Origin of the sequence: uncultured Bacteroides sp., from assembly GCF_910578895.1 — a bacterium.
GTDB lineage: Bacteria > Bacteroidota > Bacteroidia > Bacteroidales > Bacteroidaceae > Bacteroides.
On sequence record NZ_CAJTSC010000012.1, the window covers coordinates 28190 to 45308 of the forward strand.

General features: G+C 47.3%; 11 protein-coding genes. 8 read left to right on the plus strand and 3 right to left on the minus strand.

Features of this window, described 5'->3' with window-relative positions; genetic code table 11:
* The first annotated feature begins 469 nt into the window (after positions 1–469).
* From QZ327_RS04720 to QZ327_RS04730, 3 genes are all read left to right on the plus strand, one after another.
* A complete protein-coding gene (locus QZ327_RS04720; protein ID WP_294617557.1) occupies positions 470–1117 on the plus strand; it encodes an HAD family phosphatase in 648 nt (215 codons plus the stop codon).
* Positions 1118–1228: 111 nt separating this feature from the next.
* Positions 1229–2050, plus strand: coding sequence for a 3-methyl-2-oxobutanoate hydroxymethyltransferase (panB, locus tag QZ327_RS04725; protein WP_294617559.1), 822 nt, complete (start codon positions 1229–1231; stop codon positions 2048–2050).
* On the plus strand, positions 2031–3008 hold the full coding sequence (locus tag QZ327_RS04730; protein ID WP_294617560.1) for an MFS transporter: 978 nt from the start codon (positions 2031–2033) through the stop codon (positions 3006–3008). Before panB ends, QZ327_RS04730 begins: the two co-directional genes overlap by 20 nt.
* A 9-nt stretch (positions 3009–3017) precedes the next feature.
* On the opposite strand, the gene QZ327_RS04735 is transcribed toward QZ327_RS04730, so the two are convergent.
* Both QZ327_RS04735 and QZ327_RS04740 read right to left on the minus strand, forming a co-directional pair.
* Positions 3018–3377 carry a diacylglycerol kinase family protein gene (locus QZ327_RS04735; RefSeq protein WP_294617561.1) on the minus strand — a complete coding sequence of 120 codons (360 nt, stop codon included), beginning with the start codon at positions 3375–3377 and terminating at the stop codon, positions 3018–3020.
* Positions 3378–3452: 75 nt separating this feature from the next.
* Entirely contained in the window at positions 3453–5675 is a 2223-nt protein-coding gene (locus QZ327_RS04740) for a RelA/SpoT family protein (RefSeq protein WP_294617563.1), read from the minus strand.
* Between the two features lie 105 nt (positions 5676–5780).
* Between QZ327_RS04740 and QZ327_RS04745 the strand changes: the two genes are divergently transcribed.
* The 5 genes from QZ327_RS04745 (at position 5781) to QZ327_RS04765 (ending at position 16093) form a co-directional block, all read left to right on the plus strand.
* Positions 5781–7298 carry a DUF4301 family protein gene (locus tag QZ327_RS04745; RefSeq protein WP_294617565.1) on the plus strand — a complete coding sequence of 506 codons (1518 nt, stop codon included), beginning with the start codon at positions 5781–5783 and terminating at the stop codon, positions 7296–7298.
* A 178-nt stretch (positions 7299–7476) separates the two neighbouring features.
* Positions 7477–8643, plus strand: coding sequence for a formate-dependent phosphoribosylglycinamide formyltransferase (gene purT / locus QZ327_RS04750; RefSeq protein ID WP_294617566.1), 1167 nt, complete (start codon positions 7477–7479; stop codon positions 8641–8643).
* Between the two features lie 48 nt (positions 8644–8691).
* Positions 8692–10731: an N-6 DNA methylase gene (locus QZ327_RS04755; protein ID WP_294617568.1), complete on the plus strand. Its 2040-nt coding sequence runs from the start codon at positions 8692–8694 to the stop codon at positions 10729–10731.
* Complete coding sequence (locus QZ327_RS04760) at positions 10728–11936, plus strand: restriction endonuclease subunit S (protein ID WP_294617570.1); 1209 nt, start codon at positions 10728–10730, stop codon at positions 11934–11936. The genes QZ327_RS04755 and QZ327_RS04760 overlap by 4 nt, the downstream gene beginning before the upstream one ends.
* Before the next feature lie 38 nt (positions 11937–11974).
* Positions 11975–16093 (plus strand): DEAD/DEAH box helicase family protein, encoded by a 4119-nt coding sequence (locus QZ327_RS04765; protein WP_294617572.1) that lies wholly within the window; start codon positions 11975–11977, stop codon positions 16091–16093.
* A gap of 110 nt (positions 16094–16203) precedes the next feature.
* Here QZ327_RS04765 and ispE read toward each other — a convergent pair whose 3' ends face one another.
* Positions 16204–17034 carry a 4-(cytidine 5'-diphospho)-2-C-methyl-D-erythritol kinase gene (ispE, locus tag QZ327_RS04770; protein WP_294617573.1) on the minus strand — a complete coding sequence of 277 codons (831 nt, stop codon included), beginning with the start codon at positions 17032–17034 and terminating at the stop codon, positions 16204–16206.
* Between the last annotated feature and the right edge of the window lie 85 nt (positions 17035–17119).

Sequence of the window (17119 nt, forward strand, 5' to 3'; positions counted from 1 at the left end):
GGTTTGTAAGGATTTCGCTATTGCGCTGGTTTTCGGAAAGATGGGCGTTTCCCGTTTCGTTTTTTCCGATAGGCAGCACATCGGGACGGAAACAGGCGATTGTGGGGCGATGGGGAATACAAATTGTCAGAAGGGACGGGGAGAATGACAAAAAGACAAAAGAACAAAAAAGTAAAAGGCAAAAAGGACAAAAAGACAAAAAGGGTAAAAGGATAAAAAGACAAAAGGAAGAGCCTGTTTAGAGCCTGTTTAAATTTTGTCCGGCATTATTTTGATAGTTCTTTTCGAGGATGTTTTTCTGTTTTTATGAGGAGCATAGCGGGCTATGTGGTGAATAAAAAGAGGGGGAACAGACCGGAAAGAGGCTCAAAAGAAGCTGAAGAAGACTTTTTGAAGAAAATGTAAACAGGCTCTAAGTATTGATGATTAATTTTAATTATTCACTTATCTGTTTATCTGTTTTTACGATATGGATACAACAAAAACAATCGCCGTCCTTTTCGATTTCGACGGAGTGGTAATGGATACTGAAACGCAGTATTCGGTCTTTTGGCACAAGGCAGGTGTCGACTATTTGGGTATGGACGATTTGGAGAGCCGCATCAAAGGTCAGACCATGACCTACATCTACGATACTTTCTTTGCCGGAAAAACGAAGGAACAGCAGGAAATCACCGCCGCCCTCAACATCTTTGAGCGGGAGATGGACTATGACTACATCCCCGGCGTGCTCGATTTTATCTCCGATTTGCGTCGCAACGGTGTAAAGATGGCAGTGGTCACCAGTTCCAACGATTTGAAAATGGCCGCAGTCTACCGTGCCCGCCCTGAGGTAAAGACCCTGTTCGACAGGATTCTTACCGCAGAAATGTTCTCCCGGTCGAAGCCGGCTCCCGACTGTTTCCTGCTCGGCATGGAGGTGTTCGGCACTACTCCCGCCACCACCTATGTGTTCGAAGATTCTTTCAACGGACTGAAAGCGGGCATGGCATCCGAAGCCACTGTGATAGGGTTGGCAACCACCAATCAGCGTGAGGCTATTGAGCCGTTATGCCACTGTGTATTGGATGATTTTACGGGCTTCACTTACGATAAAATGCTTCAAGTGCACAAGTAATAGGAAAAAGCACTAACTTTGCGCCCGATTTTATCGGCATGCCGTTTTTCACCCGACAGTGGAGACGGCATGCCGGCGTATTTCTATTCATTAACATATTTATTTAAGATTATGGCTGGATATATTTCAGACGATACTCGTAAAGTAACTACACATCGCCTTGTTGAAATGAAACAGAGAGGCGAAAAAATATCGATGTTGACTTCGTACGACTATACGATGGCGCAGATTGTAGACGGTGCCGGTATGGACGTTATCTTGGTGGGAGACTCTGCTTCCAATGTAATGGCGGGCAATGTGACTACGCTCCCTATCACTCTCGACCAGATGATTTATCACGGCAAGTCCGTTGTGCGCGGTGTGAAGCGTGCGATGGTAGTGGTGGACATGCCTTTCGGTTCTTACCAAGGCAATGAAATGGAAGGCTTGGCATCTGCTATCCGCATTATGAAGGAGAGCCATGCCGATGCCTTGAAGCTGGAAGGCGGGGAAGAAATCATCGGTACGGTGAAACGCATTCTCAGTGCCGGCATTCCGGTGATGGGACATCTTGGGCTGATGCCTCAGTCCATTAACAAATATGGAACCTATACGGTACGTGCTAAAGATGATGCCGAAGCGGAGAAACTGATACGCGATGCCCACTTGCTGGAAGAAGCCGGATGTTTTGCTTTGGTATTGGAGAAAATTCCTGCCGCGCTGGCAGAACGTGTGGCAGGCGAACTGACCATTCCTGTTATCGGCATCGGTGCCGGCAGTGGCGTAGACGGTCAGGTACTGGTCGTTCAGGATATGTTGGGCATGAACAATGGTTTCCGTCCCCGTTTCTTGCGTCGCTATGCCGATCTTCATACTGTGATGACGGATGCTATCAGTCATTACATATCCGATGTGAAGAACTTAGACTTCCCGAATGAGAAAGAACAGTACTGACAGGCTGATGACGCTGGACTTTTGGCGGATGTGCGTGGCAAACTTGCTGTTGTTTACATCCGTCTATATGCTCTTTCCCGTACTTTCGTTCGTAATGCCGGAGCGGTTGGGGATATCTGTTCCCCGGTTAGGGGGCATGTTTCTTGTGTTTGCCGCAGCAATGTTTGCGGCAGGTCCGTTCCATGCCTATCTGTGCGATGAATATAAGCGGAAGAACGTATTGCTTTATTCCATTCTTGTCATGCTGGCGGCAATGTCGGGCTATGCTTTTGCCGACAGTTATGTCAAATTGTTGTTGCTTGCGCTGGTACAGGGAATGTGCTTTGGATTGGCAACGACGGCAGGCATAACAGTGGCTATCGACATCACGCCCTCGGCAAGGCGCAGTGCGGGAAATATGATATATGCGTGGTCTGCCAGAATGGGTATGCTGGTAGGGGCGGGTACGGGGTTTCTGCTATACCACCTTTACGGATTTCGTACGGTGGTTTACGCAGCCGTTGCCGCAGGAGTTCTCGGCATGTATTTCATATCAAGGGTATATGTGGCTTTCCGTGCGCCTATCGGGCTGAACCTATGTAGTTTGGACCGTTTTCTGTTGCCGCGTGCATGGGTGCCTGCGCTGAATATGTTGCTGATAGCTTTCGTTCCGGGCATAATGTTGCCTTTATTGTATGTAGGAGATTATATCTCGTTCATGGCATTGGCTGTATTGGTGCTTCTGACGATACCGTTTACAAGGATGTTCGTGAAGTTATCGCACCATTGCCAACGGGGAACGGCTAATACGACTTGTTATCTGGCTATGGAAACCGGACTGCTTGCCGGTTTGGCAATGGCATGCCGGCTGGCGGATGTATTTCTGCTGTATCATGCGGCGGGTGTTGCCGCTCTGCTTGCGCTGTTTTTCTTCGTCTTGCTGACTTATCCTTATTATAAGAGGAAAAGAGTGAGGTAAGGAAGATGCCTAAAGAAGATACGGTATAAAGATAACCAATCCTATGATTGCCGCTGCGGCAGCGCATACCAGCACTGCTCCGGCGGCAATGTCTTTTACCTGCCCTGCAACGGGATGCCTTTCGGGGGATACCAAATCTACCAGTTTCTCAATGGCGGTATTGAACAGTTCGGCGGCAATCACTACGCCGATGCAGAGGATAATCACCGTCCACTCGGTGCGCGTAATGCCCGATACGATACCCGCCATGATTACTATGGTTGCGGCAATCAGGTGAAAACTCAGGTTCTGCTCCTTGCCTACACAACTCCGGATGCCTTTCCAGGCATAGCCGAAGCTGCGTAGTTGTTTCTTAAAATCGTATTTCATATTGCTTTTATAGGGAGTTCGCTTCTCTTTGTCAGAAGTTATCGGCAGATAACTTCTGACAACTCTTTTATATGATTAGTTTCTCGCTACTTGCTTTACCCCTTTCACCGTTCTCAGTTTCTTGACAAGTGCTTCAAGGCGTCCGGTGTCGCCCACCATAATGGTAAGCGTACCTGAGAATAGCCCGTCGTGCGAGTCTATGCCGATACTTCGTAGTGTAATTCCGGTCTCTTTGGAGATAATGGAAGTGATGTTGGTCACGATGCCTATGTCATCGTGTCCCACTACGCGCAGCGTGATAGGATATTGCGTGCCTTGCGACTTACCTGCCCAGCGTGCTTTCACGATACGGTAGCCGAAGCGTTCGCGCAGGTCGCTTGCATTCGGACAGTCGCAACGGTGTATCTTGATGCCACCGCTTACCGTGACGAAACCGAATACTTCGTCTCCGTAAATAGGATTGCAACAGCGTGCCAACTTGAACTCCAGCCCTTTCAGGTTCTGGTCAATGACAAGTACATCCTCTTTGGCGCTTGTCTCTTCGGGTAGGGGGATAGACTGCATGTTATAGCCTTCGGCACTGCGGTATACGATATCATCGTGCGTGTCGTTTTCCCGCTTCTGCTGTTCGAGATACTTGTCGATGATTCCGTTTACGTCAAGTGTCTCGTCGGCAATGCTTTGGTAGAAATCCGTCACCACCTTGAAGCCAAGCCGCTTGATGAGGCGCATCATCGTCCCTTCATCATATTCTATCTTTCGGTTCTTGAATTTGCGTTCCAGCGTCTCTTTGGCAAAGGCGTGCTGGCGGGCAGCCATTTCTTTGAGTGCCTGCCGTATCTTGGTACGTGCTTTGGATGAGGTAACGATGTTCAGCCAATCTTGTTTGGGCGTCTGCGTGTTGGATGTCATGATTTCCACCTGGTCGCCGCTGTTCAGTATCTGTTTTAACTGCACATTTTTGCCGTTTACTTTGGCTCCGATGCACTTGCAGCCAAGCTTGCTGTGGATGTGGAATGCGAAGTCGAGTACGGTGGAGCCTTTGCCCAGTTTAAACAGGTCTCCTTTGGGGGTGAAGACGAACACTTCATCCTCGTAGAGGTCTAACTTGAACTGGTCCATGGTTTCCAGTCCGCTGCTGTCGGAGTTTTCCAACGCTTCACGTACGGAAGTCAGCCATTCGTCCAAGCCGCTTTCGCCTTTAATACCCTTGTAACGCCAGTGGGCGGCAAGTCCTCGTTCGGCTATCTCGTCCATACGTTCGGTACGTATCTGCACTTCCACCCACTTGCCCTCAGGCCCCATGACGGTGATGTGCAGCGACTCGTAACCGTTACTCTTGGGCACGGATAACCAGTCGCGCAAGCGTTTCGGGTTGGGCTGGTACATGTCTGTTACAATGGAGTATGCCTGCCAGCACTCCAGTTTCTCCTTTTCCATCGGAGAGTCCAGGATGACGCGGATGGCAAACAGGTCGTACACACCCTCGAAAGGACACTTCTGTTTCTTCATCTTCTGATAGATGGAGTGGATGGATTTGGTGCGTCCTTTGATATGGAAATGCAATCCTGCCGCTTCCAGTTTTTTCTGTATCGGGGCGATGAAAGCGGCTATGTATTTGTCGCGCGATGCTTTCGTCTCGTTCAGTTTCTCCTTGATGTGATAGTATACCTCTTTTTCCGTGTACTTCAGCGAGAGATCTTCTAATTCCGATTTCAGTTTGTACAGTCCCAGCTTGTGGGCAAGAGGAGCGTACAGATAGGCGGCTTCATTCGCTACTTGCCTGCGCGCCTCATCGTTCTCGCACTCCTTTATCTGGCGCATGATATTCACACGGTCGGCAATCATGATGAGGATGACGCGCATGTCTTCTGCAAACGACAGCAGTAGGTTGCGGAAGTTCTCCGATTCGATGGTGGGGCTTTTGGCGTAAAGGTCATTTACTCTTATCAACCCGCGTATGATGCCTGCTACGTCTTCACCGTAGCTACGTTCCACCTCTTCGGGCGTGCAACTGCCGCAACGTACGGAGTCATGGAGCATCAGTCCCAAAATGGACGCCCGCCTCATGCCTATCTCTTCCGCTACAATGACCGCGGTCTGCATATCCTTGATGATAGGGTTCAGCCGGAAGATGTCCCGCTGTATGCGGTTGTTCTGTATAGAGTTTACAAGATGTGTTTTCAGTTTCTTGCAATCGCCCTTATGGAGCGTTTCTCCGGAGAGCTGCAACAGTTTTCGGTAGAGCACGAAGAGCAAACGTTTCTCTCCGGCTGTGAAAAAATCATCTGTTTCCATAATTGTCCGTATTTTCTGCTGTAAAGGTAGTTTTTTTCTTCTTTTTCTTGACAGCGCTTGCGCTTTTTTTGTATTTTTGGGCATCAATTAATTAATTTAGATATTATGATAACACTCCAAGACAAAGAACTGCTTGCGCAGAAAGGTATATCGGAAAAACAGATAGCCGAACAACTTGCCTGCTTCGAAAAAGGATTCCCATATTTAAAACTGTTTGCTGCTGCTTCCGTGGAGCAGGGCGTACTGGTTCCGGACGTTGACGAACAGAAGAAATATCTGAATGCTTGGGAAGCATATACGCAGACGGATAAGACGGTTGTGAAGTTTGTTCCGGCATCGGGTGCGGCAAGCCGTATGTTTAAGAATTTGTTTGAATTTCTTGGAGCAGAATACGATGCTCCCCAATCTGTTTTTGAGAAAACATTTTTTGAAAAAATAGAGAAATTTGCTTTCTATGACGATTTGAACGCTGCCTGCCTGGAAACGGCGGGCAAGGATATTCCCGGATTGTTGACCGTTGGAAATTACAAGGCGATAGTTGCCGCATTGCTTGAGTCGGCAGGGTTGAACTACGGTGCGCTTCCGAAAGGATTGCTGAAGTTCCATAAGTACGAAGACGGTAGCCGTACACCGTTGGAGGAACATCTGGTAGAAGGTGCGCTCTATGCCGCCAATAAGAATGGTAAAGTTAATGTTCATTTCACCGTATCTCCCGAACACCGTGCGCTGTTCAAGGCATTGGTAGACGAGAAAGCCGCTCTGTATGCCAAAAAATATGGTGTGGATTACAATATCAGCTTCTCCGAACAGAAGCCGAGTACCGATACCGTTGCCGCCGACATGGAGAACAAACTTTTCCGCGATAACGGCAAGCTCCTGTTCCGACCGGGCGGTCACGGTGCATTGATTGAAAACCTGAACGACCTTGATGCCGATGTCATCTTTATCAAGAACATCGACAATGTGGTGCCCGATAAACTGAAAGGAGATACCGTATTATATAAGAAATTGATTGCCGGCATGCTCATCACCCTGCAGCAGCAGGCATTTGCTTATTTGCAACTGTTGGACAGCGGCAAATATACGCATGAGCAGATTATTGATATCCTGCAGTTCGTACAGAAGAAACTGTTCTGCAAAAATCCGGAAACGAAGAATTTGGAAGATGCCGAACTCGTGATTTACTTGAAAGAAAAACTGAACCGTCCGATGCGTGTCTGCGGCATGGTGAAGAACGTGGGCGAACCGGGTGGTGGTCCGTTCCTTGCTTACAATAGTGACGGTACAATCTCTTTGCAAATCCTCGAAAGCTCACAGATTGACATGAATGATCCGGAGAAGAAAGAAATGTTCGAAAAAGGCACTCACTTCAATCCGGTAGACTTGGTTTGTGCTGTACGCGATTATAAAGGTCATAAGTTCGATTTGGTGAAGTATGTAGATAAGGCTACGGGCTTTATTTCCTATAAGTCGAAAAACGGCAAGGACCTCAAGGCTTTGGAACTTCCCGGACTTTGGAACGGTGCGATGAGCGATTGGAGTACAGTCTTTGTAGAAGTGCCCCTCGCCACCTTTAATCCGGTTAAGACTGTGAACGACTTATTGAGAGAGCAACATCAATAAACAGGCTCTTAGTTAACTTCATTGCTTTAATGAAGTTAACTAAGTTGGTGGCAGGATGTTAACATCATAACTGCGGGAAGTTAACTTTATACAGTGAATGAAGTTAACTTCCCGTATTTCTTTTTATATCGTTTTTTCTCCCTATCTTTGCGATAATTCTATTATAACTGATACTGCAATGAAAAAGATTTTACTGTTAGGTTCCGGTGAATTGGGTAAGGAATTTGTGATTTCCGCCCAACGAAAGGGGCAATATGTTATTGCCTGTGATTCTTATGCCGGAGCGCCCGCCATGCAGGTGGCAGACGAATGCGAAGTGTTCAGCATGTTGGATGGTGACGCATTGGAATGCGTAGTGCGTAAACACCAACCGGATATTATTGTACCGGAAATAGAGGCTATCCGTACGGAACGTTTGTACGAATTCGAGAAAGAGGGAATTCAGGTTGTACCCAGTGCACGTGCGGTGAATTTTACAATGAACCGTAAGGCTATTCGTGACCTTGCCGCTAAGGAATTGGGGCTGAAGACCGCCCGATATTTCTATGCCAAGTCTTTGGACGAACTGAAAGCCGCTGCCGAAAAGATAGGTTTTCCCTGTGTGGTAAAACCTTTGATGTCTTCTTCCGGTAAAGGGCAATCGCTCGTAAAGAGTGCCGGTGAGTTGGAACATGCGTGGGAGTACGGTTGCAGTGGTAGCCGGGGCGACATCAAGGAACTTATTATCGAGGAGTTCATCAAATTCGACAGTGAAATTACCTTGTTGACCGTTACCCAAAAGAATGGTCCTACGCTGTTCTGTCCGCCTATCGGACACGTGCAGAAAGGGGGAGACTATCGCGAGAGTTTCCAGCCTGCCCATATAGATCCCGCCCATTTGAAAGAAGCGCAGGATATGGCAGAGAAGGTGACCCGTGCTCTGACCGGTGCCGGTTTGTGGGGAGTGGAATTCTTCCTGAGCCATGAGAACGGTGTTTATTTCTCAGAACTCTCTCCGCGTCCGCACGATACGGGCATGGTGACATTGGCAGGAACGCAAAATCTGAATGAATTCGAATTGCATTGCCGTGCCGTGCTCGGTTTGCCTATTCCTAATATTAAGCAAGAACGGATAGGTGCAAGCGCTGTTGTTCTTTCATCTATCAGCAGCCAGGAACGTCCGAATTATCGCGGTATGGAAGAAGTGACCAAAGAGGAGGATACCTACTTACGCATTTTCGGCAAACCTACTACGCGCGTCAACCGCCGTATGGGCGTAGTGTTGTGCTACGCACCGTTGGATAGCGACCTTGATGCGTTGCGCGACAAGACAAAACGGATTGCTGAAAAAGTGGAAGTGTACTAAGCATTGATAAAGTATGAGGTGGGGTTAAAGTATAAGATATAATTTCGTATGCTAACAGAAAACGATATACATACCGAACCAATGCGTGACATCATGCACTACGAAAGTGACATTTGGGCGGTGGCCGACCTGTTGCTGGCTGCCAGCATCAAGCGTAGCGACTTCCCAGCCTACATGATGCCGTTCTTTGCATTGGTGATGCTCGAAGGACGCATGAGGAATGCCGTGCAGCGGGTGATGGACAAGGAGGGCACCAACCCGAAAGATAACTCCGAGGAGTTCAAAGAGGCGTTCCTCGACGAGAAGTGCGGCTACAACGAATATATCGTCATGCAAGACAAGACGCTTGCCGCCATTACCATGAATGATGCTACTTTTGATGGAGATTTCGCTCACTATCTCTCTGCTTTCGACAGTGAGTTGAAGGTGCTTTTGGGCATTAATATCGAGCGCGGCACACAACGGTATCTCAACATGGACGGCATAGTGACAGAACTGCGGAAGAAAGGTATCCTCTTCAGTGTGGCACAGGCATGGGCAAAGGTAGACCTCTCCGCCTACGACAACTCTGCCATCACTACCTTGGAGGAACATATCAAGCGCAAGTGGGCCGACCTCTCTGCATCCACTGCAGGAGAGCAATATACTCCTGATGACATTATCTCGCTGATTGCCGACATCGTGTCATCGAAGGTCAGCAAGCCCAAGGAGCAGTGGTTGCATGTCTATGACCCCACGTGTGGCGGTGCCAACCTGCTCTTCGGTGTGGCAGACAAGTTGGTAACGAATGCCGGATATAAGCGTGTGGCTACCTACGGTTCGGAGTACAACGATGCACTCTATGCCCTTGCTGCCATTGAGTCACGCTTCCGCAAGCAATCCAAAATTCATTATGGCAATACGCTCACCACCGTTCCGTTCCCCAACAACGAGTTTGATGTCATTGTAGCGAATCCTCCCTACGGCACCAAGTGGACGGGCTATGAAAAGGAGGTGAAGAAAGACGAACAGGGGCAGTTTCCTGCAGGCTATCCCAGTACAAGCGACGGACAGTTGCTTTTCATGCAGCACATTCTTTGGAAACTCGCCGACACGGGCATTGCCGTAGAGGTACACAATGGTTCTACGCTGTTTTCGGGCGATGCAGGTGGGGGCGAGAGCAACATCCGCAAGTACATCTTCGACCATGACTGGGTGGAAGCCATTATACAGATGCCTCAGAACGAGTTTTTCAATACGGGCATCTACACCTATTTGTGGGTGATGAACAAAAATAAGCACCAAGATCCTATGCGTAGGGGGAAAGTGGCGCTCATTGATGGTAGCGGACTTTGGCAGTTGCTGAAGAAAGCGAAGGGTGACAAGCGTAGGGAAATACCCAAAGAGGGGCGTCGGAAGATTGTCGATGCACTTATAGCCTTTGAGCCTTCAGCCATCTGCAAGATTTACGACCGTGAGTATTTCTACTATAACAAGCAATCTCTTATGCTCACCGAAGTGTCTGAGCAGGGGCGTTATGTGGAGCAGACGGTGTGCCCGGACGGTAAAGCCTTTGTCATCAAGTATCCTGTGTCGTTGAGGGTGGGGGAAGACGAATATACGGACATCACGCAGTTGTCTGCCGATGATGTCAGGCAGATAGCCAAGCGCATTACCGAGGAACGCCTATCGCTCCCGCTCTCTATCACTACTGAAGAGGGTAACATGTATGCTTTCAATCCAGATGAGCGTACCATCATCCATACAGACTGTCAAGGCAATACCCGTGACCTTGGATGTGGCACATTCTCCTTCAAGGCTGCCATCAACAAAAAGAGTGACATGGTTTATAAGATTGCCATAGAACCATATCTTGTGAGCGATTACGAAATCATCCCCCATCATTTCGATGAAGAAGAAAACAACCATGAGATACAGGCTTTCATAGATAAGTATGTGTTCAAACCTTTCGTGTTGACAACTAACAAGGTGGGCGTGGAACTAAACTTTAACAAGGAGTTCTATGTGGTTGAGGAGATTGGTAGCGTTGAGGAGATACTGGCAGAAATCAAGGAATTGGATGAAGCATTGAAAGGAATTGAGTTATGAGGATGAGAATCAAAGATTTCACAACCAAGGTTGGTAGTGGCATTACTCCACGTGGAGGAGCTGAAGTTTACCAATCAGAAGGTATTCCTTTGTTTCGTAGCCAAAATATTACGAATGAAGGGCTGCTGCTCCATGATATTGCCTATATATCGGAAGAAATCCATAAGTCAATGTCCTCAACTCGATTAAAACCAAACGATGTGTTGCTAAATATTACAGGAGCTTCTATTGGCAGATGTTATTATCTGCCGAATGATTTTACTGAGGGAAATGTCAATCAGCATGTTTGCATTATTCGTTCGACATCAAAAGTCCTTTCACTATACCTATATTATTGTCTTGTTTCTGATTTGGGGCAACAAAAGATATACCTTACCCAAACAGGAGCAAATAGAGAGGGATTGACAAAAGAAGATATTTCCAATTTTGAGTTTGACATTCCTTCCTTTGAAGAGCAAGGCAGGATAGTCTCTTATTTGAACGACAAGGTGGGTAAGATAGATGATCGTGTCTCTTTGTTGTCGAAGAAGCGCGATGCTTATTTGAAATTAAAGAAGGCTCTTATCAGCCGTGTCGTTACCAAAGGACTTAACCCAAATGCCAGGTTCAAGCCCTCTGGTGTGGATTGGATTGGAGAGATTCCTGAGGGATGGGAATTGAAGAGGATTAAGGATGTTGTAGAATTGGTTAATGAAAAGACCAATGATACTTCTCTGCCTTATATTGCCTTAGAAAATATTGAAAGTTGGACTGCTCGTTATATTCCTTCAGATTCTACCACAGAAGGAACAAATAGCATATTTCATTCAGGAGATGTGTTATTTGGGAAATTGAGGCCATATTTGGCTAAGGGCTATCTTCCCAAAAACGATGGAATATGTTCTACAGAGTTCTTTGTTCTCCGTCCTTATAGGGATGTGCATAACAAATATATTTTGTATTTTATCTTATCCCATCAAGTCATTGATTATTTGAAGAATCAAGTAGCAGGAGTAAAGATGCCACGAACAAATTGGGATTCTTTTGCAAATTTGACAATTCCTCTCCCACATTCTGAAGAGCAGCAATCCATAGCCTCCTACCTTGATGAGAAATGTAGTGAGATAGATGCTAACATTACCAATCTGGAAAAGCAGATAGAGAAATACAAGGAACTGAAACGGGCCTTGATAAGTGAGGTGGTGACAGGCAAGCGAACGGTGTAACTTGGTGCAGAAATATAAAAAGTCATAATCAGAGCGATATGAATGAAAGAAAGATACAGCGCGACTACGTGATGGAATTTATCTCCCGGCGTGAGGAGGATGGCGGATTGGGCTATAGAACTGTAAGTCCCAACATCGTGAGCAACGAACTGATTATCCCATCAGTGCTGGGCGAATTTGTACGCACCAATGAGCCAAAGGCATGGGAACGGCTGCTCCGTAGGTATGATGGCGACGAGCGGAAGTTGGAGGCGGCATTGAAAGATGCTGTCTATCGGCGTATGCTGACCTTCGCTAACGTGGCTGTCTTTTTGAACAAGAACAAGACCATAACCTTTGAAGATGAGATAATCCCCTTGCTTCACCTTTCCGGCTCCGAACTGATGGAGGATAGGGAGTTTGAAAGGAATATCTTTTGTGCCGTGGAGGAAAGTGAACATTGTTTCGACCTGAACGGCGAGAAAGTGAGCGGTACGGTGCGCCCCGACATCACCTTCTTCGTAAACGGCATATACTTTGGCTATATGGAATTGAAGACTGTGTCGATGGGACAGAGTGCCGAAGAGCACGGACGTAGGAAAGTAACCAAAGACTATCTGTCTGCAATACAGTCCATCTGCCAAAAAGAGAAGGAGGGGACAAAATACGTTGATGCGGAACGCAGAGAGTTGCTTGCCCTCTTCCAGAAAGCCATTCACCTCATCGCCACCGACTGTAACCAGACCTTTGTGATGCGCAACATAGCGCAGTTTGAGGATATGGCTATCACCAACTTTCGTGAGGACGTGCCCAAGAACATGGATACCCTGCAGGCGGAAATGAACAAGGTGTTCAAGAACTATCCCGTCTCTTCGCCCTTGTTCACAGGCAAAGCAGCCTTTGAGGAGGTGGCACGTGCACTCTATGACAAACGAATGGTGGAGAAGGAAATACGCTATTTCAACTTCCTAGAGTATAAATACAAGAAACTGAAGCATGGTAAGAAGGTGCGTGTGAGCAACAGTGGAAAGCTCATTTGTCCACGCCCCAAACAGAAGTTCGGATGCGACAAGATTATGGGGCGCATCAAGGAGATGCTCGACCATGAGCATGAGCCGGACTATTATATGAACCAGTTGCGCCGTGACATGCTTGTCGTGGGGGTGCCGCAGGATAAATTGGAGGAAATCATACGTAAGCGACAGCAATTCTACAACAACAAGTTTGTCTATTCGCTACTGATGCAGTATGCTGCGGGTTTCGGCAAGAGCAACATCATCGGATGGACTGCCCTGCAACTGAAGGACTACCGCTACGAAGGACGTTTTGCTTATGACAAGGTGCTGATGGTTGTGGATCGTGTGCAACTGCGCAACCAGCTCGATACTACCATGATGAACATGAATATCGACAACAACATGTTTGTGGAAGCCCACAACAGTAAGACTTTTATCAATGCACTGAGCGACAAACGACGCATCATCGTGGTGAATATCCAGAAGTTTCTTGACTTGCAGCATGCTATCAATGAGGCAGGGGCGAAATTGAAGAAGATGCGGGTGGCGTTTCTTATCGATGAAATCCATCGCAGCAACTCAGGTGAGAACAACAAGGAAATGATTGATATTTTCTCCCGACTGCAAGAGACATTCAATGCCGGAGGAAAGAAACTGCAGAAGAAAAACCTGCTCATTGGTTTCACTGCCACACCCAGTGAGGAAACACTCACCCGTTTCGGCGAATACCGCTGTGTACTTGACCCTCCCTTGTGGCAGCCCTTCGACCATTATTCCATGCAGGAAGCTATAGCCGACGGTTATATCCACGACCCTACGGAACACATCTTTCCTTACGCTGTGCCCATTGACTTTGTACTCCCTTCGGAATTGGAGGACAAGGATTTGAATGACGAGGTAATTATCCGTGAAAATAAGGCGAAGGTTTATGCCTTTGAGCCTCGTATCAGGAAGATAGCGGAGTTTGTGGTTGACCGTCTGCTCAACCTTGTCTATCTGAAAATCAAGGGAGAGGGAAAGGCAATGCTGGCGGTATCGTCCATACCCAATGCCATCACCTATCTGAACATCATCAAGAAGCTTTACAACGAGAAATGTCAGCAGCCGCAATATGCCAAATATGCCGATGCTCCTATAGTCATAGTCTATAGCGATAGCCAGGGACAGCCCTCCTGTTCCACGCTCAACAAAGGTTTGTCGGAAGAGAAGGTAGTGGACAATTTCAAGCAAAATAAGAACGGACTGATTATTGTGGTCGATAAACTGCAGACGGGTTTTGACGAGCCGAAGCTACATACGCTCTTCTTAGACAAGGAAATTAGGGACATCAATGCCATACAGACCATCAGCCGTGTGAACCGCACCTGTAAATACAAGACAGAGTGCCACGTGATAGACTGTTCGTGGCACAACGTAAACCAAGCCAATATAAAGACGGCATTTAAGAAATTCTGTGGCATGACCTGTTCACGTTTCAACCCCGAGCAGAAAGCCAAGGATGTGGCGAAGATGTATAAGGAGCTACTTGCTTCCAAACCTCACGTGGATTGGTTTGGCAGATTTCAGAAAGAGCGGGAGAATGTAGCTTTTGTGCTTGAAATGGAGAACTGGATGCGGCAATGGGTGAAGGAGTGTTTCAAGAATGAGGAGATTGCTATCAGGCACAACGAAGAAAATGAGCTGAAACCAACAGACCCAGGTTATATGCCCGAAGTAAATTCTGCCCGCGACCTGCGTCATCTCTTTGGTTCCTATCATTCTTCGATACAGTCGCTGAGAGACATCTATGTCATCGCCTCGAAATACTACGACCAAACGTTCCTTGACTTTTGGCTAATCTACTGCCGTATCTATCGTGATGCCGTCAAGAAATCGGGAGACGAAGGGTATGAATATGTGGTAGAAGACAGCGATGAACTGCCCGGCTTTACGCTCGTGGAAGACGATGGTGAGGATGAAGGAGGAAAGTTAGGCGGTAGAAGAGACGGAAACAGTAAACCGAAACGCCCCAAGACCATCAGCATAGCCCTTATTTTGGAGATTATCAGGAAACTGAACCTTCAGGAAGCCTTGTCGGCACAGGCTGCACAGCTATGGCTGAAAGAGGTGGGGCTGATGTTCCAACAGCTCAATCTGAACGGCGACCTTTGCGCCACCATTACCGACAGCAACTTTGCCGATGAGGAGAAGATGGAAGCCTACAGAAAGGAGCAGAATAAATATGTGCGCACCCATCTGAGACCAGAGATACGCCCCGACCTCCTGCAGCTCGACCGCTTCAAGCAGATGCTCAAGGATAATATGGAACATCTGTATGCTATCTTCGTGTCATCGTTGAATAACAAGAAGCACCAGGAAGCAGATTTCGACTACGACACTACACGTGCTGCCAACGGTACAGCAGTACCCATACCGCAAAGTATGGACGACATCATCACTATGGTGCGCAACATGTATCGTCCGAAGTATGACCAGCGGGTATTGAAACAGACCATTATAGAACAATATACCGACCATTTTGCCGATGTGGCTCACTCCATGAGAAGTATGAAGGAGACGGTAGATAACCTCTTCATGGTACTCGACCTCCCCGCTGTGGAGTCGCTTGATGGTATGGGGATGGTAGTGAAGGAGTCGCTCAACATGGTATTGCGCTCGTCCGCCATGGAAACCATTGAGAAGCGTATACACCTCGACCAGTTGCTCATCAAGTACGAGTCGTTTCTGAAGAAACTCTATTTGCTCTGCAATGACAGGGAACTAAGAGGAAGAACTCCCGAAGCATCAGCCACCTTAACAGATGCTATCTTTGCCATTCCTTCGCTGAAGCGATTGAGGAGGAGCGGAAATCCTGCTCTTCAGGAGTTTGACACCAAACTCACCTTGCTACGCCAGATGAGAAACGATGAGGCGCATGGTGCACTCAATGTCAGCGAACAGGATATAGATACTGCTCTGCAAATAGTGGTGGATATGTATTTGTATGCCACCGGTACTAATATTACCGAATTGGAGGTAGCTGGTCACTATCCTGCATTCGAACAGACAGATGAAGATATTTCCTGCGAAAAATCTGTGAACACTGCTCCAAAACCCTATTTGGAAATAAGACAACAAGAGTATGGCTGCGTGGCGGAACCTGATGAAATGATCAAGAGATGAAAAAAGATGTAAATGCCAGATTGGTGGCATTCCGTAAATATTCCTCTTTTTAATAAAATATTATTATTGTAGTATGGACAGGCAGTCAATAATAACATTTAAACAGGGTTCTAAACAGTCAGTTTTCCTTTATATACAAATGCTTTCCCGCCGAAGTCTATATCCGACAGTACGGCATCGGCAGCAAACAGTCCGTACACTGATGAACCCGAACCGCTCATCGACGCATAGAGCGCACCTTGCCTGTACATTTCTTCTTTGATTTCGGAGATAGCGGGGAACTGGGGGAATACACTCTCCTCGAAGTCATTCACCATATGCTTTTTCCATTCTTCAACAGGTAGTTGTATCGTTTTCTTTAGCGATTGTTTCGGGCGGTGCGGCTTAATCTGTGCAAAGGCATCCCGTGTGGAGACGAAGATATCCGGTTTGACCAACCAAAGTTGATACCCTTTCAGCGATAGGGAGACGGGCGAGAACAGGTTGCCGATGCCTTCTGCGTACGTAGGGGCGTTCCGGATGAAGAAAGCACAATCGGCTCCCAGACGGGCGGCGTACTCTTCCAAGCTATCGGGACTCAGCCCCAGACGGAACTTCTCGTTCAGCATCTTCAGCATAAATGCAGCATCTGCCGAACCACCGCCCAATCCTGCTCCCGAAGGGATATGCTTGAACAGATGAATATCTATAGGCGGCAAGTCGAACAACTTGTCTAATAGCTTGTAAGCCTTTACCACTAAGTTGTTTTCCGCTTCTCCCGCTATTTCGATGCCTGCCTGGTGCAGGCAATATTTTCCGTCACCTTCATTCAATAGGTTGATTTCCAGTGCGTCTTCCACAGGGATAGGGTAGAAGATAGTCTCCAAATTATGGTATCCGTCCGGGCGTTTCTCGGTAATGTTCAGCCCTAAGTTTATTTTTGCATTCGGAAAGGTAAGCATTTCGTAAATTGAGAATTAATGAATAAAAAGCGATTCGTGCCGGGCCTGTCTTGAGCCTTGTTCTGCTTAAGCAAGAATAGAACAG

What these genes read in the sequence shown, in the direction of transcription:
- QZ327_RS04720 (WP_294617557.1), top strand. Translation starts at nt 470, where the DNA reads ATGGATACAACAAAAACAATCGCCGTCCTTTTCGATTTCGACGGAGTG.
- panB (WP_294617559.1), top strand. Translation starts at nt 1,229, where the DNA reads ATGGCTGGATATATTTCAGACGATACTCGTAAAGTAACTACACATCGC.
- QZ327_RS04730 (WP_294617560.1), top strand. Translation starts at nt 2,031, where the DNA reads ATGAGAAAGAACAGTACTGACAGGCTGATGACGCTGGACTTTTGGCGG.
- QZ327_RS04735 (WP_294617561.1), bottom strand. Translation starts at nt 3,377, where the DNA reads ATGAAATACGATTTTAAGAAACAACTACGCAGCTTCGGCTATGCCTGG.
- QZ327_RS04740 (WP_294617563.1), bottom strand. Translation starts at nt 5,675, where the DNA reads ATGGAAACAGATGATTTTTTCACAGCCGGAGAGAAACGTTTGCTCTTC.
- QZ327_RS04745 (WP_294617565.1), top strand. Translation starts at nt 5,781, where the DNA reads ATGATAACACTCCAAGACAAAGAACTGCTTGCGCAGAAAGGTATATCG.
- purT (WP_294617566.1), top strand. Translation starts at nt 7,477, where the DNA reads ATGAAAAAGATTTTACTGTTAGGTTCCGGTGAATTGGGTAAGGAATTT.
- QZ327_RS04755 (WP_294617568.1), top strand. Translation starts at nt 8,692, where the DNA reads ATGCTAACAGAAAACGATATACATACCGAACCAATGCGTGACATCATG.
- QZ327_RS04760 (WP_294617570.1), top strand. Translation starts at nt 10,728, where the DNA reads ATGAGGATGAGAATCAAAGATTTCACAACCAAGGTTGGTAGTGGCATT.
- QZ327_RS04765 (WP_294617572.1), top strand. Translation starts at nt 11,975, where the DNA reads ATGAATGAAAGAAAGATACAGCGCGACTACGTGATGGAATTTATCTCC.
- ispE (WP_294617573.1), bottom strand. Translation starts at nt 17,034, where the DNA reads ATGCTTACCTTTCCGAATGCAAAAATAAACTTAGGGCTGAACATTACC.